Origin of the sequence: Amycolatopsis sp. cg13 (assembly GCF_041346965.1) — a bacterium.
Lineage (GTDB): Bacteria > Actinomycetota > Actinomycetes > Mycobacteriales > Pseudonocardiaceae > Amycolatopsis.
In genome coordinates this window covers 499,308-518,993 of the sequence record NZ_CP166848.1, presented here as the reverse complement: position 1 = coordinate 518,993, position 19,686 = coordinate 499,308, and the positions used below count along the sequence as shown (strand labels likewise).

Sequence of the window (19,686 nt, the reverse complement as noted above, 5' to 3'; positions counted from 1 at the left end):
TTCGCCCTTCTCATGAAGTGGTCGGAACGCCGGTCCAGCTGTCGCTCGCCGAACCCGCGGAATTCCGGATCGTAGCCTTGATAGTGATCGCGCCTCCCCAGATCACGTTGGAAATCGTGAGCTGAGTGGTGCCGGAACAGGACTTCGAGGGCGAAGTCGCGCCCATGAACGAGGCCTGGCAGGTGGCCGCGCCGCCGTTGGGGTCCGCGTTGACCGTCACGATCAGCGCGTTCGTGCTGCGCACGCTCGTGATCTTCACCGACGGCGGGCCGGACGCGACAGTCGCCCGCGCCGAACCGGGGCTGCCGGTGAGCTGCCCCGAGCCGTACGAGGTGATCGCCCGGACCGTGAAAGTGACGGTGCCGCTCAGTCCTTGGAAGCTGGTCGACGTCCCGGACACCGACCGGTCGCCCTGTCCGGACGCGCTCACCGCGTAGTGGTCGAGGTCTGCTCCGTGCAGGTCCGGGGTCGTCCAGCTCACCGAAACCGCGCCGTTCGACCCGACGGTCGCGGTGACCTTCGGCGCCTCGGCGGCTCCGCCCGGCACGACCGAGCGGGAACTCGCCGCCGCGCCCCGGCCCGCGGAGTTTTCCGCGGCCACGCTGAAGGAATAGGACTGGCCGTTGGCCAACCCGTCCACGGTGACCCGCGACCGCGCACCGTCCACTGTGGTCGAACCGCCGGACCAGGAAACGACATACCGGACTACTCGGGAACCGTTGCTGGGAGCGGACGACCACATCACCGTGGCCGAACCGGTGCCCGCGGTCGCGCGGACGTTGCGCGGCGCGCCCGGCGGGGTCGGCTTCGCGACCGGCGGAGGCGGATTGTCCCGCTGCGCGGGCGGACCCGGCGGCGCGGGCGGCTGGCTGCTGGGCGTGGTCTCCGGCTGCGGCGGCGGAGTCGGCTTGGGCTGCGTCTTCGCGCTGACGTCCACGTCCGCGGCCACGCCGTCGCCGCCGTCGACGACGACCATGTGCGAGCCGTCGTGGTTGTCGACGTAGATCCGGTGGTCCTGGCCGAGCGACAGCCGCGGCTCGCCGCCGCCCTCGGGCACCGCCTTGCTGCTCTTCAGCGCGCCCTTGCTGTCGTAGGTGCGCACCTCGTGCCGGGCCTGGTCGACCACGGCGACGGTGTGCGCCGTCGCGACCGGGCCCGCGTAGTGGCCGCCCTTCTCCAGCGGGACCGACACCGGCCGCGCGACCGGACGGTTCTGCAGCAGGCCGGCGGCGTCGATCAGGTGCAGCTGGCCGTGGTCCGGGTCGACGACGGCGAGCCGGCCGTCGACGTCGTCGCTCGCCACCTGCGCGGTCGCGGGCAGCGAAAGCCCGAGGTCGGCCGGTTCGCCGAGCCCGTTCGCGCCGACCGAGCGGAGCACGCTGGCCGTCGTGTCGAGCACGACGGGCCGGTCGCCGACGACCGAAAGCGACGCGTCGTGGCCCTGCGGCAGCTGCGCGGGGCAGGTCAAGAGCGTGGCGCCGCGCGGGAGGTCGCAGATCGAGCCGTTGTCGATGCGGTGCACCCAAAGCGTGCCGTCGGACGTCGTCACCGGCGCGGACAGCGGACCGCCGGTCGGCGCGGTGGCCGCCGGGTCGCCGAGGCGCGCGATCTGCCCGGCGTTGCGGTACACGAGGTACGGGCCGCCCGCGACCTCCAGCACGACCGGTTCCTCGGCCGACGGCGGCGCTTTGCTGCTCTCCACGCCGAGCGTCGACTTGCTGAACTCGGTGATCCGCGTCCGGTCGACGACGTAGCCCGACCGGCCGCCTTGTGCCACCGGGCTGCCCGCCTCCGCGCCGGGGACCGCCGCCTGGGCGTCGACCTGGCCGGTCGCGCCGTCGACGTGCACCGCCGACTGCGACGAGGTGTTGTAGACCCAGTGCCCGGCGTCCGCGAACTGCAGGTCCGTGGGCAGCGAGGCGTGCCCGGTGACGGCGATGCCGACCACGGCCAGTGCGGCGACGACGACCGTCCCCAGCCGGAACATGGCGGCGCGCCTCGCGCGCGGCGTTTCTGTGGTCACCGGCGGACCGTAACCGCGTCGGCTACAGCCGAGATACATCCGGAACCCATGCCCGGACGCTAGAGGACGCCGTTGAAATCCTGATTAAACGTGCTGTCACGGAAACCTCAGCTTCTCCCCGCGACCCTGTCCGGGACGTGAGGAGGCTGCCGTGACCCATCCCGGCGAGGCACATCCCGGCCGGCGCGCCAGCGCCCCGGCGCGACCGGTCGCCGACCCGGTGCCGCTCGCCCGGCCGATCGGCCAGGGCCAGCGGATCCCCGTGCCGGCGGATGCCCAGGCAGCGGCCCGCACCGCGGCACTGGCCGCCTTGACCGCGGCGAGAGCAGCGGCTCCTTCCCCGGTGGCGACCTATGCGCAGCCGTGGCGCCCGGTCGTGACGACACCGCCGCCTCCAGTGCACCTTCCGGTTGAGCGACGTCGCCGGTGGGGCGCACTGCAGATCGTCTGCGGGCAACTGGTGCTGGTGGCCGCTGTCCTGGCGATCGGCCGACCATGGCCGGTGGCGGCCACGATCGGACTCGGCGCCGTGGCGCTGCTGACCCTGACCTCACTGCGGTACCGCGGCCGCTGGGGCTACGAATGGCTGTCGCTTTCCCTGGGCTACGCGCTGCGCGACCGGGAACGCGAACTGGCCGACGCCGACGAGACCGGCCGCGCCCTGCTGCGCACGCTGTCGCCGGAAGGTTCCGGACATCCCGGGCAACTCGGCGACGATCCGGTGTTCCTCTTCAGCCGCACGGACGGGATCTCCGCTGTCCTGCGTCCGAACTCGCTTCCGCCGACTCCGATCCCGGGCCCCGAAGCGCTGCTGCCGCCCGCCGAACCTGGCACCGGTTTCGTCGCGCAGGTGCTCTATCACGCGGGTGTCGACCGTCGGCAACCGCCTCGGATTTGGCTTGCGCTGCAAGCATTGCGCACTGTCGAGCGCTACGAGGACGATGCGGTGCGCCAAGCGCTGACCAATGCGCTGCGACGCGTGCAGCGTCGCCTACGCCGCGACGGCGTGCCGACGAGTCCGTTGGGAGAGCCCGAGTTTCTCGGCTCCATCGCGTCGCTCGCGCACGTGACCGCTGGCCGCACCCGAGTCCGGGAACAGTGGCGGCTTTGGCACAGCGGCCCGGTGTCTCAGACGGCGTTCCGGCTGGACGGCTGGTCCGCGCTCCCGCCTGCGACGACTCCCCGGCTGATCCACGCGGTGCTGAGCGCAACGTCCCAGACCGCGGTGACGCTGTCGCTGACCGCCCGCCGTTCGGGTGGGGTGCCTGAGGTAGCGGCCGTCGTGCGCGTCGCCTCTCCGCATGCGGCGGCGGTCGAGCAGGCGGGGCAGGTGCTGGCTCAGCTTGCCGAGGAATGGGGGCTGCGGCTGGATCGGCTTGAGGGGCGGCAGAGCGACGGGCTGACCGCTACTTTGCCGCTGGGGGCGGTTTGCTGAGCTTCGGTTCCGGGAGGTTCAGCTGTGCCACGACCGCCACAGTGCCGCGTAAGTTCCCTGTGCGGCAAGCAAATCCGCGTGGCTTCCGAGTTCCGTGAGCCTCCCGTGTTCCAGCACCGCGACGCGGTCGGCGTCATACGCCGTGTGCAGGCGGTGGGCGATCGCGATCACCGTCCGGCCTTCCAGGACCGCGGCGAGGGATCGTTCGATTCGGCGCGCCGCGTTCGGGTCGAGCATCGCGGTGGTCTCGTCGAGGATCACCGTGTGCGGGTCGGCCAGCAGGACGCGAGCGAGTGCGATTTGTTGCGCCTGGGCGGGATCGAGCGGATGGTCACCGCGAGTCGGGTCGCCGAGTTCGGTGTCCAGGCCGTCCGGAAGGGTTTCGGCCCAGCCGACCGCCTCCAGCGCCCAAGCGAGCCGGTCGTCGGGGGCTTCGGGGGCCGCCATGGCCAGGTTGTCCCGCAGCGTTCCGAGGAACACGTGGTGTTCCTGCGTGACCAGCAGCGCCCGGCCGGGGGCGAGCCGGTGCACGTCGACGCCGCCGAGGGTGACGCTGCCCGTTCGCGGGGTGTCCATTCCGGCCAGCAACCGGCCCAGCGTGGATTTGCCCGCGCCGGACGGGCCGACGATCGCCAGCCGTTCGCCGGGGTGCACGGTCAGGTCCAGATCGTGGAGGACGTCGGCGGCGCCGTGGTAGGCGTAGCGCAGGGCCTTGACTTCGATCCGGTCGTCGACGGGCACCTCGGCGGTCGGCTCGTCGTCGGCCGCGGCTTCAGCGACGCCTTTGATTCTCGCCAGGGACGCACCGCTGCTTTGCAGTTGCTCCAGCCAGAACAGGACGTGATCGAGCGGGTCCACGAGCTGCCACAGGTACAGTCCGGCCGCGATCACCGCGCCGAGGCTGAGCAGCCCGGCCCGGTGCGCGGCGCCGCCCCCGACGAGCGTCGCCGCGACGGGGATCGAGTGGGCGAACACTGTTCCGGGGATGAAGACCGTTCGGAGCGACAACGTCCGCATCCGGGCGGCGTACGAGGCTGAGATCGCGCGTTCCGAGGCGTCGATCCGCTGCTGCTGAAGGCCGAACACCTCGACGGACCGGGCGCCTTCGGCGGTGGCGGCCATGGCGTCGGCGAGCGCGGAGTTCGCTTCGCCCTCGGCGAGGTAGGCGGTCCGGGACCGGTTGAGGTACCACCGCGTCACGCACCACATCAGCGGGATGCCCGCGAGCGCGCACAGGCCGAGCAGCGGATGCAGCGCGAAGACGGCCCCGAGGATGAACACCGCTTGCACCACCGAGACGAACAGGTCCGGGACCGCGTCGCGGAGGGTGCCGCCGACCTGCGCGACGTCGCTGGAGCCGCGCGTGATCAGGTCGCCGACGCCCGCGCGTTCCACCACGGACACCGGCAGGACGAGAGTGTCGTCCACGAACCGCTCGCGCAGGCTGGCCAGCGACCGTTCCCCGAACCGGAAAGCCGCGTACCGCGCGAAACGGGTGACCAGCAGCTGCGCCACGGCGAAGGCGACGATCCCGACGGCCAGGAAGTCCACAGTGGACACTTCAGCGCCCGCGGCGACCCGGTTGACGATCTCGCCGACGAGCCACGGGGCGGCGAGGCCGAGAGCCGCCGCCGCGCAGTTCAGGAGGACGATCACGGTCACGGCGCGCGGGTCGGCGCGCAGGAGTCGCAGGGCCTCGTGGCGTACCGCGCGTTTGTCCGCGACGGGCAGCGAGCCGCTCACACCTCGCCTCCACGAGCCACCAGCGATCGATACCCAGCCTCCCGGCCCAGCAGCTCCGCATGCGAACCCGCCGCGACCACCCGACCGTCGCTCAAGAAAGCGACCCGATCCGCCTTCGCCAGGAACAGCGGCGACGTGCTCACCACCACCGTGGTCCGGCCCCGTCGCGCCGCTCGGAGCCGGTCCGCGATCAGCGACTCGGTATGCGCGTCCACCGCCGCGGCCGGATCGACCAGCAGCAGGACGTCCGCATCCGCCAGCACAGCACGCGCCAGCCGCAGCCGTTGCCGCTGGCCGCCGGACAGGCTCCAGCCCTTCGCGTCCACGGTGGAGGAAAGCCCGGAAGCCAGTACGTCTTCCCCGGCCGCGATCTCCAGCGCGGCGGTGATCGCGTCGTCATCCCGGTGAGCAGCAAGGGTTTCCCGCAGCGAACCAGCGAACAGATACCCGTCGACATCGCTCAGCACGACCCGGCGGCGAACCTCCGCCAGCGAGACCGCGCCCAACGGAACGTCGCCCCAACGGACGTCCGAATCCGTGAGCCGGGCGAGTCGTTCCAGGACCGCGGCGGCTCCGGCCGTCGTCGAGGTCGCGAGCACCAGGAACTCCCCCGCGCGCACCTCCAGCCCAGAGGCGCCGTCAGCCATCGGTGCTTGCCCCGGCGGGCCCGAAACCGCACCGGCGCGCGAGGCGACCTCCGGGCGCAGCAACAAGATCCGCACCACCCGCCGCGCGGCCACCAACCCGAGGCTGATGTCCCCCGCGCCCTCGATGAAGTACGACACCGGCACCACCAGCACGGCCACATACCCGTACACCGCGACCAGCTCGCCGATCGTGATCTCCCCCGCCGCGGTCATCCGCGCCGCGATCCACGTGACCGCGCCCAGGAACAGCGCGGGCAGGCCGACTCCGAGCGCCTGGATCCAGCTGATCACCGCGCCGATCCGGTTGCCCTCCGCGCGCAGCGCCTGCGAAGCACGCCGGTAACCGCCCGCGAACCGGTCCTTTCCGCCGATTCCGCACAGCACCCGCAATCCCCCGGCGATATCCGCGGCCCGGGTCGTCAGCGCCGCCTCCTGTCGCCGGTACTCGGTCTCCACGTGCTGGAGCCGCCGCAGCAGCGGTCCGGTGAGCACGACCAGCAGCGGCACCCCGAGCAGAACCACGAGCGCCAGCAAAGGCGACACCGAGAACAGCAGCACCGCGACCACCGCGAACGCCACGATGCCGCCGAAACCGGGGCCGGTGACCGTCAGCGCCCAACTGATCCGCATGACGTCGGTCGCCGAGATGCTGACCGCCTCGCCCGCCGAAACCTTCCGCGGCAGGGTCGCGCCGACCTCGACGGCCTGACGCGTCAAGGCCCGCACGGTACGGAAAGAAGCGTCCATCCGGACCTGGGTCATGGTGCGGTGCCGCACCGTCTCCAGCGTCGCGTTCACCGCGCCGATGCCCACGATCGCGGCTGCCCAGCCCAGCAACGCGGCCATGCTTCCGCCGCGCAGCCCCTCGTCGACGGCACGGGACAGGAAGTACGGCGGCAGCATCAGGCAGCCCATCCACGCCGCGCTGACCAGCCCGCCGGACAGCACCCGGCCGGGTTGGCACCGCACCAGCCACCACAGGTAGCGGCCCGGCCCCCGGGTGTCCGGGTCAGGCACCGGCACCGTCCTGAACCGTCACCAAGCTTTTCGCCACCAGTGCGTCCACAGTGGAATGCAGTTCGCCGGCGCGCGCATCACCTTCGGCCAACCGGCGCAGGACCTTCTCCTCGTTGTCCCCCAACGGGTGCACACGCGAGTGATTGCGATCGAGGGCAATCGTGATCGCCAGATGAGACTTCTCGAAACCCGCGTGCGAGGACTCGGCGTCGCCGAAGTGGACCGCGCCGGAGTTGGCGACCAGGACGCGATGCAGCACGACCCCGTCGGCCAGCGACAGCTTCGCCTCGGCGGGCAGCGGATCGGCCGCTTCTCCGCCGCCGTCGAAGAACTTCCGGAACGCGTTGGGGCCGAAGCGGGCGTTGTAGAGGATGTCCTCCGGCACGTCGATCAGCGCGACCTCCGGGTAGAGCCGCTGGATCCGCTCGGCCAGCCCGGTGGAGACGCCGGTGTCCTCCTCGTAGTCGAGGTGGTACCAGCGGCGCGCCGGGTCGTCCTTGACGGTGATCCCGTACACCTCGGGCTCGTCGGCGATCGGCGCGCCCTTGAGCAGCCGGAACGTGCCCGCGTCGGCGCGGCCGATCACGTGCCGGTGGTCGCGGACGAACCGGTAGGTGTCCTCCGCCTCGGCCGCGGTCTCCGACGGGAAGTCGCTGAACACCCCGGCCTCGACGGAGATCCCGGCGGTGTGGCACATCGCGAGGATGCCGGCCATCCGCCTCGGGGTCGTGCCCTTGTCCATCGCCTTGAGCACGCGTTCGTTGGCGCTTTCGAGTCCCATGTAGAGCCGGATGCACCCGGCTTCGCGCATGGTCGCGAACACCTCCGGCGTGAAGCCCTTCTCGAAGCGCGCGACGCCGTGCCAGCTGATGTTCGTCTGCCGTTCCAGCAACGCCTCCGACAACGACCGCAGGTGCGCGGGCAGCATGACGTCCGCTTCGAAGGAGAACACGTCTTCGCCGGTGGACGCGACCACCGACGCCACGTCCTCGGCGATCAGCTTCGGGGAGCGCATCCGGTAGGGCGCGATCTTGATGAAGGCGTAGTTGCAGAACGCACACCGGTTGAAGTAGCAGCCACGCGTGGGCATCATGCAGATGACCCGCTTGGGCGCGAAGTAGTCCTCCAGCGGCAGCATGGTGAAATCCGGGGCGGGCAGCCAGTCCAGGTTGAGCTGGTAGGTGGGGTCGAGCTGCTCGCGGACCGCGCCGCCGACGTACCGGACGATGTTCCGCACCGACGCCGGGTCACGTTCTCCGGCAAGGGAATCCGCGAAGTGCAGGAGAGTCTCGTCGGCCTCTCCGACGAGGAACGAGTCGAGCCAGCGGCTGAACCGGGCGTCGGCGGTGAGCACTTCCCGGCCCCACGTGATCACCGGCCCGCCCGCGGTGACGTGCACGCTCGGATCCTGCCGGCGGATCTCCTCGGCGAGCAGGAACGCCGGGATCAGCTGCGAGAAGTACGGCACCGAAAGGCCGATCAACCGCGGTTTCCGCGCCAGCAGCGACGGCACGGCCACGTCGCGGAAGTAGCCCGCGAGCGGCCCGGCTTCGGTTTCGACCGCGTGCGCGACCTCCTCGTAGCTGTCGTAGGTCGCCTGCGAGTAGGAGTACTTGCCGAACCGCGACTCCGGTTGTCCCGCGGTGATCAGGTCGCCGGCGAGATGGAAGATCCGCTTGGCGTAGAGCAGTTTCGCCGGATCGTAGAAGTCGACCGGATCCCGCAGGATGCGCCGCGACTCGGCGATGTTCGCGACGACTTCGGCGGCACCGCCGTCTGACACCGCCGCGAGCGGTTCCGGCCGCAGCAGGTGGTCGAAGGCCTCCAGGTTGAGGTCGCGGAGTTCGACCTCGTCGTGCCCGCCGCGCCGGAGCACCGCGCCGAGCAGCGGCAACGCGCCGTGCGGCAGCGAAGGATCCGCCGCGGGCGGGAAGACGAGCGTTACCGGGAGGCCCATGACCGCCCTCCTCGTGTCTGGGCCCGGTTCCGGCGGGCACGGGCCCGCCGGTCGGCCGCTTCGAGTGCGGTGTCCGCGGCCTGGCCGTCCAGGAACGCCGCGAACGCGCGCACGGTGGGATAGCGGAACAGGTCGACGAGCCGGGCGCGGCTGCCCCACTGCCGTTCGATCCGGCCGTGGAGGACCGTCAAAGCGAAGGAAGTCCCGCCGAGGTCGAAGAAGTTGTCGGCGACTCCGACCGAGCGTCCGTCCAGGACCTCGGTCCACAGCCGGGCCAGGTCTCGTTCGGTGTCGGACCAGATGCCTTCCTTGACCGCTGGCTCCTCGGACGTCGCGACTTCGTGGATTCCTTTGCTGAGCAACGGGTCCAGTTCGGGTTTCTCGCCGGTGGTCACCAAGGCGGCGATCCATTCGAGGTACGCGGTGAGCAACCGGTCGATCCGGTCGGCCTCGTAGAGCGCGCGGTCGTAGAGGAGTTCGACGCCGAATCCGTCCTCGTGGCGTTCGACGTAGACGGTCAGGTCGAACGCGGAGCCGGGCTGTCCGGCGGGCAGGGTTTCCGTCGCGGCGCCCGGCAGGACGAGTTCGCCGGGCGCGAAGCCGTAGACGTTGAAGAGCACCTGCACGAGCGGACCACGGGTCGATTCGCGGGGTACGCGCAGCTCCGCGACGATGCGTTCCAGCGGTGCGGCGGGATGCGCGAGGGCGGCCACGAACTCGGCCGCCGCACCGCGAACCGTGTCGGCGAAGCTCCGCGTGTCGTCGGCGCGGCAGCGCAGCGGGGCGATCTCGACGAAGAAGCCGACCAGGTCGTGGAAGGCGACGTGGCCGCGGTCGGCGACCGGGGTGCCGATGACGAGGTCGTCGCGGCCGGTGACGCGGTGCAGCAGCTCGGCGAACGCCGCGAACAACACCACCGAGGACGTCGTGTCCACAGTGGACGCCAGTGCTTCGACCGCGGTGGAGACGTCTTGGCCGAGCTGGCCTTTGACGAGGGCACCCCGGTGCGTTTGCGCTGCTGGCCGAGGGTGGTCGCGGGGCAGGTCGAGGACGGTCGGCGCGTCCGAGAGGTGTTCGCGCCACCATTGGAGGTCTTCGGCGGAACGACGCCGGTCGCGTTCGCTGCGCCAGGCCGGGTAGTCGGCGTAGCTGACCGGCAGCGGGGCCAGCTCGCCGGTATAGGCGGTGGAGAGGTCACGGCAGAACGGGTCGAGCGACCATCCGTCGAACACCGCGTGGTGGAAGGTGATCGCGAGGACGTGGTCGTCCGGGGCGAGCCGCAGGAGCTTCGCCCGTACCAGCGGGCCGCTAGCCAGGTCGAACGGCGCGGTGGCTTCGGCGGCCAATTCCGCCTGGAGCTGGAGGGCGGACGTGTCCAGAACCGGCAGCGGCAGTGCGGACGGTGGATCGGCCACCGCTCGGGGCGTGCCGCCGTCGGCCGGGAATCGCCACCGCAGCACCTCGTGCCGGGCGAGGACCGCGGTCAGCGCGGCCTGCAGCTTCGCCGGGTCGACCGGTCCGCGGAGTCTGCGGGCCATCGGCGTGTTGTACGCGGCCGAACCGGGGGCAAGCTGGTCGAGGAACCACAGCCGTCGCTGGCCCGGCGAGAGCGCTGGCGGATGTCCGGTGGTCAGCTCGATCTCGTCGGTGCGCTTCGCTGTTTCAACGCGGGCGGTGAGCCCGGCGAGGGTGCGGCTTTGATAGATGTCGCCGACCCCGACGTCACGGCCCAGCTCGGCGCGCAGGGCGGCGGCCATGGTCATCGCGGTCAGGGAATGCCCGCCGCTGGCGAAGAAATCCTCCCCTTCGCCGAGCAGCCGGTGCCACACGCGGGCCACCACCGCGGGCAACGGCTCGTCCGCCGCACCAGCCGCCACGGGCTCGGCGGCGACCAGCTCTCGGAGCCGGTTCAGATCGACCTTGTGCGAGGCCAGCAGCGGCAGCTCGGGCAGGCAGAACACCCGCGTCGGGACCATCGCGGCGGGCAACCGGCCAGCGCAGTACTCCCGCAGCGCCGACGGCTCCACGGTCTCCGGGACGCAGAACGCGACGACCGTTCCGGAAACCGTGTCCGCGACGGCGTGCTGGACCTCCGGATGTGCCCGCAGCGCGGTCTCGATCTCGCCGAGTTCCACGCGCTGCCCGCGGATCTTGACCTGGCGGTCCAGCCGACCGAGGAACTCCAGGTCCCCGTCCGCGGTGCGGCGCACGAGGTCGCCGGTGCGATACGCCCGGCCGCCGCTGCCGAACGGATCGGCGATGAACCGTTCCGCCGTCAGCCCGGGCCGCCCGAGGTAGCCGCGAGCGAGCCCGGGGCCGCTGATCAGCAGCTCGCCGGGGGTGCCAGCGGGCACCGGGCACAGCTTCTCGTCGACCACGTGCAGCCCGTGCTCCCCCAGCGCACGCCCGATCGGGATCGGCCGGGTCCACTCGCCGCGGGCGTCGAAGGAGGACACCATGACCGTGGTCTCGGTCGGCCCGTAGCTGTTGAGAAACCGGCGGCCCGGCGCGGTCCACCGTGCGACCTGCTCCGGTCCCGGTGCCTCGGAACCCGTCCCGAGCACCGTCAATGCGGGCAGTCCGTGCGGTTCGACCAGCGGCAGCACCGAAACCGGCAGGTTGGCGTAGGACACCTCGTGGGCGCGCAGGAACTCGTGCAGCCGGACCGGATCGAGCCGGTCGGCCTCATTAATGAGCGCCACCTCCGCGCCGAACGCGAGCGCGACCCCGATCTCGTGCAGCGAGAGGTCGAAGCCGCACGACGCGAAGGCCAAGACGCGGGCGTTCCGGTCGAGCCCCACCCACTTGGCGGCGGCTTCCAGATGGGCGACGAGGCCGCCGTGTCCGAGCGCGACGCCCTTCGGTTCGCCGGTGGAGCCGGAGGTGTACATCAGGAACGCGAGGTTGTCCGGGTCGATCTCGACGGGGCTCGCATCCGCTGAGCTTTGCTGCCGGAGACGCGGAATGCTGTGGTGCGCCAGAGCTTTCTCGCCGTCGTCGTCGACGAGGACCAGCTTCGGCCGGGCATCGGCGACGATGGCGTCGCGGCGGTGGCGAGGATGGGACAGCTCCAGCGGCAGGTACACCCCGCCCGCCAGCATGATCCCGAGAAAGCCGACGAGCATCTCCGGCGTGCGTCGCTGGCACAGGCCGACGGGGGTCTCCGGGCCGACCCCGCGGGCACGCAGGGTCGCGGCGAGCCCCGTGGCCGCCGTAGCCAGCGAAGCGTAGGTCAAGTGCCGGTCCCATTGGCGCACGGCGATCGCGTCGGGGTGCTGCTCGGCATGATCCAGAACCCGTTGTGGCAGAAGGGTCATTCGGCCGCCTCCGGATCCCGCAGCTGGACACGCAGCTCCGACAAGTACGTCCGCCCTTCGGCATCAGGCACCCACGCGTGCTCCGGGCCTGGCAGGAGCTCGGTGAGCGTCAGCGCGCTGTCCGCTCCGGCACGGGCGGCGGCCCGCAGCGCGGAGCAGAATCCCGCCACGTAGACCGGGCTGGTGAAGTCGACGTAGAGCGGTTTGCCCTCGGTCGCGAACTTGGCGAAAACCCGTTCCGGCAGGCGCAGCGCACGCCGCCAGCGCCGCACCGCCAGGTACAGCTCGCGATGCCCTTCGATCTCGGACAGCCCGGTCTCGCCGACGGTCGTCCGCCAGCTTTCCCGGCACACCACCAGCCGGTCCACGGTGATCCGGGGCGTGTGCGGCCGCGCGGTGGCCGAGCGGAACGCGTCGACCGCCCGCATCATCAGCAGTTCGGAGAACAAGTCGAGCACTGGACGACGGAAGCCGGGCCCGTGCACGAAGAGTTCGCCGTCTTCGTCGGTGACGGATAAAGCAGCGATCCGCACCAGCCGCTCGGGATCAGCACCCGGCGCGTCGACGAAGCCGAACTGACGGTCGTCGGAGTTCTCCAGGCAACGGTTCACCCGCGCGGTGACCCGCGGCCACGTGGAGGGGAACAATGGCAGCATCCGGCCAGCACCGAGTTCAGTGCGCAGATCGGTGCGCAGCTGCTCGGGATCGGGGTGGACGCGGACGGTGACGCCGGAGTCGAACGTCGGCCACGAAACGTGCAGCTCGCCGAGGACGGCGAAGAAGTCCCCATGGCGCAGAGCGTCCAGATTCTCCGCGCACAGCTGGAGATCCGGACTGTGCAACCGCGCCCCGGCCCACCCCGGGCGGCTGGCGGGGAACAGCGTCTCGACGTCGAGGCTGGCGCTGTCGCAACGGATGTCCTCGGACTGGGAGTCGAGCGCGAACAACACCGCCCACCGCCGCGAGAACTCGGCCAGCACGGCGGCGACCGGTCCGTTGTCCTGGCCGAAAAGAACGCCGCGCGCGAGGTACCACAACTGTCCAAACGGGACATCCTGCCCGCCATTGTCTTCGGCCAGATCGGCATGCAGTTCTTTTAGTCCGCTTTGGACCGCAGCGGCGAGTTCGGCGGTGAGCCATCGGGCGAGGTGCGCCATCCGGGTGAGCGCGGGCCCGAGTCCGTCCAGCAGCCCGGTGCCGAAGCTGAGGTCCAGGTCCCGGATCGTGTCCTCGTAGCACGGAGTCCGGCCCGCGTACATCTCGCCGGCACGCTGCCGTGGTGCGCTGCCGGTCTCCGCGGTGACCACGTCGTCCAGTTCCGCGAGGGCGGTCAGCAACGCGTCGGCGTCGCCCGCCGCCTCGGCCACGCGCGCCCGTGCCCGGTCGAGCCGGTCGAGCCCGGCGAGCGCGTCGTGCCGGATCCGTTCGTCGCCGATCGCCTGGATTCCCCGGTACAGCGTGGATTGGGCGGTGTAATTCAGCGGCAAGTCGATGCCCCACGACACCAGCGAACGGTCGTGCAGGTCGGCGAGCATGCGTTCCAGATCGGCCCGCTCCGCGAGCGTTCCATCGAGCGCGGCCAGGACTTCCCGGGCGGGACGGCCGTCGCAGTGGGTCAGCAGTTGCGCCTGTTGCGGGGTGAGGGTCCGAGCGGGCTCGGTGGGATGCAGCAGCCGGGTTCCGTCGAGCGCGAGGTGCGGGGGCAGCCGGACCGAGAGCCACGACCGGGTCTCGTGGTCTTCGGCCAGGTGCCGGGCGTACGCGTCGAGCACCCAGTACTCGAGGTGGGTCGCGCGGGCCCGGACCAGGCGCGGACCGATCTCGGCGGTGACGACGTCCGGCCGGGAGCTGATCTCGGTCCAGCTGACCGGGCCGAAGAAGCCGATCGTCTCGGTCTTGGCGCAGTAGCGCTGCCAGTAGCGGGCGAGCAGGTCCTCGTCCCGGCGGCGGCGCCGGTTCAGCCGCGCGGGTTCGGGCTCCGCCGCGATCGAATCGGCCACGCGCAGAACGCGCGCGTTCTGCCACACGAGCGCCTCGCGGAACAGCGGGTCGGCCGCGATCTTCGACAGCGCCCGGCTTCCCTGCGCGGCGGCCTCGGCGAACGCCTGCTCGGCCTCGTGCTGGTCCACGGTGCCGTCGAGGTGCGCATCGACGATCGCCGCGGCTTCGGAGCAGGTGAAGGCCGCGAGTCCGTCGGCGGGGAAGCCGGTCGTGCGGAGCAGGGCCGCGCGCCAGACCTTCCAGTCGCCGCCGGGGACCTCGACGAGGTGCGCGTCAGCCACTGGCGTCGCCCCGCATCCGGGCGACCACGCCCGCCATCGCCGCGACGGTGGGCGCTTCGAACAGCACCTGCATCGGCACCCGGACGCCGACCGCGCTGCGCACCTGGGAGATCAGCTGGACCGCGGTCAGCGAGTTCCCGCCGAGTTCCGCGAAATCCTCGTCCACGCCAACCTCGGCGATCCCGAGCACATCGGCCCACACACGAGCGATGGCGGTCTCCAGGTCGTCGGCGGGCGCGGCGTCGGGGCCGGACGCCATGATCGCCTCGGAGCGCTGGCGGATCCTCGCCAACGGGACCGCCGAGACGATCGCCCGAGGCCCGAGGTCCGCGCCGAGGAGCCGGTCGAGGAGGTCCACCGCCTCCTTCGGACGCAGCCCCTCGCCGGTCGGCGCGGCGGGTTTGCCGCTGAGCGCGGCGACGTCCGTGCGGCGCATGACGAAGTCGGCGACCGTGAGCACCGGGTCGCCGCGTTCGTCCACAACGGACAGATCAGCGGTGATGACCTCGCCGTCTCGGGTGCCCTGGTAGCGCGCCCAGGCCCACAGCCGCGCGGGGAACGGCCGGTGCACGACCAGTCGTCCGTAGCTCAGCGGCAGGTACTTGCCCTGTCCGTCGCTGGCCACCGAGGTGACCTCGTCGAGCACCGCGGGGTGCAGCGGCAGCCTGGCCGCCTCCGCCTGGACGGCGTCGGGGAGTTCGAACCAGGCCAAGCGGCTCATGCCGTCGGCGGTATCGGTCGTGTGCCGCAGGCTGCGCCACCTCCCGCCCAGCGCGAAGCCGCCCGCCTTCCCGAGACGTTCGCCGTCGTAGTCCTGACGTTGTCCGCTGTGGCCAGCGCGAAGCGCGCGCAGATCGACAGGCTCGGCGTCATCGGCGGTCCACCTTGCCCGGGCCTCGGCGTGCACGCCGCTCTCGCTGGCGACTTCGACCCGGTACTCCCCCGCGTCGGCGCGCACGGTGACCCGGATCCGGGCGCTCTCCTCGTCGGCGAGCACCAACGGGCGTACGAACACGAGATCGCTGAGTTCGGTCTGATGCTGCGGCGAGGATCGCGGCGCATGGCTCTCGAACGCCGCCCGGATCAGCTCGACGTGCGCGGCTCCCGGCATGAGGGCGCGGCCTTGGTGCCGGTGCTCGTCAAGCACCCAATGCGTTGCCGGGGAAACGGTCCCGCGGTATCCGCCGTTGCCGTCGCGATGAGTCAGGATCGGGTGATCCCAGGCTTCACCGGGCTGGTCGAGCACGCGCTGCCATTCCCGGGGCACCTCGGTCTCGACGGCCATGCCGACCTCCAGCCACCGCCCCCAGTTGACTGCCAGCCGCCGCACCGGCCACCCGTCGGCGGCGCCCGCGCACGCGTCGAGATAAGCGTTCGCCGCGCTGTAGTCGACCTGTCCCGGGGCTCCGACCAACGCCGAGGTCGAGGAGCACAGCACGAGGAAATCCGGCGACAGATCGCCGAAGGCGGCGCGGAGGAGGCTGGCGCCGAGCAGCTTCGGGCCGAGCACGCGTTCGGCCTCGGCACGGTCCCACGCCTCGATCATCTGACCGCCGGCGACGCCCGCCGCGTGCACGATTCCGTCGAGGCGGCCGAACTGTCCAATCAGGACTTCCCGCACGCGGGCCAAATCTTCGGCGGCGCTGACATCAGCCGCGACGACCTCGACTTCCGCCCCGGCCGCCCGCATCCGGCGGATCGCCGCGACAGCCCGGCCGAGGCGACCGGTCTCGCCCAGCGCGTCCCACTCGTGCTCCGGCGGGAGACCGTGGCGGCTGGTGAGGACGAGCCGTGCCGCGACCCGCTGCGCGAGGTGCTCGGCGACGGTGATCCCGATCCCCCCGGTACCGCCGGTGATCAGGTACACGCCTTGCTGGCGCAGCGTTGTTGAGTCCACTTCGGACAGTTCGGGCACGGGCTGGTGTTCGGGGACCCACCGGCGTCCGCCGCGCAGGGCCACGATCGGATCGCCCGCGATAGCGCGCAGTTCCGCTAGGAGAGCACCGGTGGCGCGGTCGCCCGGCCCGAGGTCGAGGTGGCGGACGCGCAGGACCGGCAACTCGATCGGGGCGACCTCAGCGAACGCGGTCACCGTGGCGCTGGCCGGATTGACGAGGTCGGCACCGGTGACGTCGCGCGCGCCCCGGGTGAGGACGTCCAGCCCGATCGCGCCGCTCTCCCCCGACTGCGCCTGCGCGGTGCCCGCGAGCGCCCGCGCACAAGCGATGAGGCTGAACAATCCGCGGTCCTGGGCGCGAAGAGGGTCGTCCTCGTCGGCGTCGAGCAGCCAAGCGTGGGCGATCCGCGTCGGCATTCCGCCGCGCGCGGCAAGATCGGCGAAAAGGCGGGCGTAGTCGTCCGGTTCGGTGGCGCGGACACGGTAAGTGTTGCCCGGCTCCTCACCTGCGACGACAACGTCGGCACCACTGCGCCGGAGCGCCGCGACCAGGTCGGCGCCGCGCGGGCCGTCGCTGAAAACCAGCCAACTGGACGGTTCGCCGGTCGCCGCCAGCGGCGCGGTCTGCCGCCAGGTCGGCACGGACACCCAGCTGTGGTCGACCGGTACCGGAGCGGGTTGCGGCGCGCCCGGCGGATCGGGTTCGACGAAGTAATGCGTGCGCTCGAACGGATAGGTGGGCAAAGGCACGCGACGCCCGGGAGTGCCGATGCGGTCGGTGCGCACTGGAACGCCGACCGTCCACAAGCGACCAGCCGCGGCGTACAGGGTCTCGACGTCGCCGCGAGAATCGCCAGGCGTCGGCAGGCTGGGCAGGGCGAGCGGCCCCTTCGACCGCGCTGCGCCGCGTGGCCGGATCCGCGCCAGCCCGGCCAGCTGCCGCCCGGGACCGCATTCGACCAACGCCCAGGAACCGTCCGCGAGCAGCCGCTGCACGCAGTCGCCGAAGCGGACGGTGTCGCGCAGCTGCCGGACCCAGTGGTCAGGGTCGACGGCCTGTTCCGGAGTGATCCAGTCCCCGGTGCGGGTCGAGAGGTAGGGCCGGTTCGGGCGGCGCAGCGACACTGCCGCGACCTCGGCGCGGAACTCCGGGAGGACCTCGTCCATCAACGGCGAGTGGAACGCGTGCGAGGTACGCAGGCTGCGATGCTGGATCTTCTCTGCGGACAGTTTCGCGGCGAAGTCTTCGATCGCTTCGCCAGGTCCGGCGACCACACAAGCCCCCGAACCGTTGACCGCGGCGAGCGACAGGTCCGCAGGAAGCCATTCGCGAAGCCGGTCCTCGTCCATCGAGACGGCCAGCATGGCTCCCGGCGGAGCCTGCTGCATCAGCCGCCCTCGCGCACACACCAGCCGGACCGCCTCGGGCACGGTGAACACCCCGGCTTCGGCGGCCGCCACGTACTCGCCGACGGAATGGCCGATCATCGCCTCGGGCTCGACGCCCCACGACCGCCACAACCGGCTCAAGGCGTAGCCGACGGCGAACAGCGCGGGCTGCGCGAACTGGGTCTCCTCCGGATGCTCGGCGAGCAACTCTCGCAGATCAGCGCCGAGTTCGTCTCGCGCCAGCGCAAGACATTCGTCCATTGCAGACTGGAAGACCGGTTCGGCGCGGTGCAGCTCGTCGCCCATGCCCGGGTATTGGCTGCCCTGTCCGGAGAACAGGAACGCGACCTTCGTGGCGGGATCGGCGACCGCTGCGGCGGGACGAGCCAGCGCCCGGACAAGGTCTTCCCGAGTCCGCGCGACCATCGCGGCGCGGTGCGGATGTTCGTCCCGCCCAGCGCGCAACGTGTGGGCGATGTCGGTGAGGCTCAGTTCCGGGGCGTCCGCGACGTACTCGGCCAGCCGCGTCGCCGCCGTCTGCAGGGCGCTCTCGGTTCTGGCGGACAACGGAATCAGCGCGACTTCCGCAGCCTCAGTCACAGGCAGCACGGGCGGTTGTTCGACCACCAGATGCGCGTTCGTGCCGCCGAAGCCGAACGAACTCACGCCCGCCCGGCGCGGCCCCGTCGCATCCCAAACCCGCGCGACTGTGTTGACGGTGAACGGCGAGTTCGCGAAATCGATGTCCGGATGCGGCGCGGTGACGTTCAGCGAAGGCGGCAGCATCCCGTGGGACACCATCAGCGCGGCCTTGATCAGGCCGACCACCCCGGCCCCCTGGCTGAGGTGGCCGATGTTGGACTTGGCCGAGCCGATCGCGCACCGCTGCCCGTCGCGCGGCTCGCGGCCGAAAACCTCGGTCAGCGCGGCGATTTCGATCGGATCGCCGAGCCGGGTGCCGGTGCCGTGCGCCTCGACGTAGCCGATTTCCGCCGGAGTCACCCCGGCGACGCTCAACGCCTGAGCGATCACCGCGGTCTGCCCCTTCGGTCCGGGGGCGGTGAAGGACACCTTTTCCGAGCCGTCGTTGTTGACCGCGTTGCCGAGGATCACCGCGTGGACGTGGTCGCCGTCCTCGACCGCCTCGGACAGCCGCTTGAGCACGACGGTCCCGCCGCCGCTGCCCCACACCGTCCCCGACGCCTGCTCGCTGAACGGCGCGCAATGCCCGTCGCTCGAATCGACGCCGCCGACGCGGGGCAGATAGCCGCGGTGGTGCGGGAGTTCGATGTTGGTGCCGCCCGCCACCGCCAGGTCGCATTCGCCGGACCGCAGGGCCTCGCAGGCGAGGTGCACCGCGACCAGAGACGTCGAGCACGCGGTCTGCACGGTCATGCTCGGTCCGCGCAGGTCGAGCTTGTACGAGGTGAAGGTCGCGAGGTAGTCCGGCGAGTTGCCGACCATCGTCAGGCCGCGGCCGGCCGACTCCCAGATCCGCCGGTTGCCGCGGATGTTGCGCCAGAGGTAGTCGTCCACGCCGGTGCCGCCGTAGACGCCGACCTCGCCGCGGACCCGGCCCGGCGGATGGCCCGCGTCCTCCAATGCGGTGTGGCACAGCTCGAGGAACAGCCGCTGCTGCGGGTCGGCCAGTTCGGCCTCGCGCGGGGTCATCCCGAAGAACGCGGCGTCGAAGCCCGCCATGTCGTCCAGCACCGGAGCGGCCGGGACGAACGCGGGGTCGTCGAGCTCCTCGACCGGCACGCCGGCGGCCAGCTGCTCGGCGCGGGTGAACCGGCGGACCGATTCGACCCCGGCGGTCAGGTTGCGCCAGAACTGGCGGACGTCGGCCGCGCCCGGCACCCGGCAGGCCATCCCGACGATCGCGACCGGTTCGACGGCCGGGCCGGGGTCAGCGGAGTCACCGATGGCCATACCGCCTCACTCATCGCACATCTCGGCCGACAACCTTCTCCTCGCCA

8 protein-coding genes are annotated in these 19,686 nt (G+C 71.5%); 1 reads left to right on the top strand and 7 read right to left on the bottom strand.

Annotated features, from left to right (window positions below; all coding sequences use genetic code 11):
* Nucleotides 1–10: 10 nt before the first annotated feature.
* The gene (locus tag AB5I40_RS02125) at nucleotides 11–2,023 is read right to left on the bottom strand and encodes a fibronectin type III domain-containing protein (RefSeq protein ID WP_370936717.1); all 2,013 of its coding nucleotides are present in this window, start codon (nucleotides 2,021–2,023) and stop codon (nucleotides 11–13) included.
* A gap of 151 nt (nucleotides 2,024–2,174) precedes the next feature.
* Here AB5I40_RS02125 and AB5I40_RS02120 point away from each other — a divergent pair, with 151 nt between their 5' ends.
* The gene (locus tag AB5I40_RS02120; protein WP_370936716.1) at nucleotides 2,175–3,458 is read left to right on the top strand and encodes a type VII secretion protein EccE; all 1,284 of its coding nucleotides are present in this window, start codon (nucleotides 2,175–2,177) and stop codon (nucleotides 3,456–3,458) included.
* Nucleotides 3,459–3,476: 18 nt separating this feature from the next.
* On the opposite strand, the gene AB5I40_RS02115 is transcribed toward AB5I40_RS02120, so the two are convergent.
* From AB5I40_RS02115 to AB5I40_RS02090, 6 genes are read right to left on the bottom strand one after another with little or no spacing between them, the layout of a single operon-like run.
* The gene (locus AB5I40_RS02115) at nucleotides 3,477–5,201 is read right to left on the bottom strand and encodes an ABC transporter ATP-binding protein (RefSeq protein ID WP_370936715.1); all 1,725 of its coding nucleotides are present in this window, start codon (nucleotides 5,199–5,201) and stop codon (nucleotides 3,477–3,479) included.
* A complete protein-coding gene (locus AB5I40_RS02110) occupies nucleotides 5,198–6,865 on the bottom strand; it encodes an ABC transporter transmembrane domain-containing protein (protein ID WP_370936714.1) in 1,668 nt (555 codons plus the stop codon). The genes AB5I40_RS02115 and AB5I40_RS02110 overlap by 4 nt, the downstream gene beginning before the upstream one ends.
* Nucleotides 6,858–8,822 carry a radical SAM protein gene (locus AB5I40_RS02105; protein ID WP_370936713.1) on the bottom strand — a complete coding sequence of 655 codons (1,965 nt, stop codon included), beginning with the start codon at nucleotides 8,820–8,822 and terminating at the stop codon, nucleotides 6,858–6,860. The genes AB5I40_RS02110 and AB5I40_RS02105 overlap by 8 nt, the downstream gene beginning before the upstream one ends.
* Nucleotides 8,807–12,139 (bottom strand): amino acid adenylation domain-containing protein, encoded by a 3,333-nt coding sequence (locus AB5I40_RS02100; protein WP_370936712.1) that lies wholly within the window; start codon nucleotides 12,137–12,139, stop codon nucleotides 8,807–8,809. Before AB5I40_RS02100 ends, AB5I40_RS02105 begins: the two co-directional genes overlap by 16 nt.
* Nucleotides 12,136–14,421, bottom strand: coding sequence for a lantibiotic dehydratase (locus AB5I40_RS02095; protein ID WP_370936711.1), 2,286 nt, complete (start codon nucleotides 14,419–14,421; stop codon nucleotides 12,136–12,138). Before AB5I40_RS02095 ends, AB5I40_RS02100 begins: the two co-directional genes overlap by 4 nt.
* On the bottom strand, nucleotides 14,414–19,639 hold the full coding sequence (locus tag AB5I40_RS02090) for an SDR family NAD(P)-dependent oxidoreductase (RefSeq protein WP_370936710.1): 5,226 nt from the start codon (nucleotides 19,637–19,639) through the stop codon (nucleotides 14,414–14,416). The genes AB5I40_RS02095 and AB5I40_RS02090 overlap by 8 nt, the downstream gene beginning before the upstream one ends.
* Nucleotides 19,640–19,686 lie beyond the last annotated feature (47 nt).

What these genes read in the sequence shown, in the direction of transcription:
- AB5I40_RS02105 (WP_370936713.1), bottom strand. Translation starts at nt 8,822, where the DNA reads ATGGGCCTCCCGGTAACGCTCGTCTTCCCGCCCGCGGCGGATCCTTCG.
- AB5I40_RS02100 (WP_370936712.1), bottom strand. Translation starts at nt 12,139, where the DNA reads ATGACCCTTCTGCCACAACGGGTTCTGGATCATGCCGAGCAGCACCCC.
- AB5I40_RS02090 (WP_370936710.1), bottom strand. Translation starts at nt 19,639, where the DNA reads ATGGCCATCGGTGACTCCGCTGACCCCGGCCCGGCCGTCGAACCGGTC.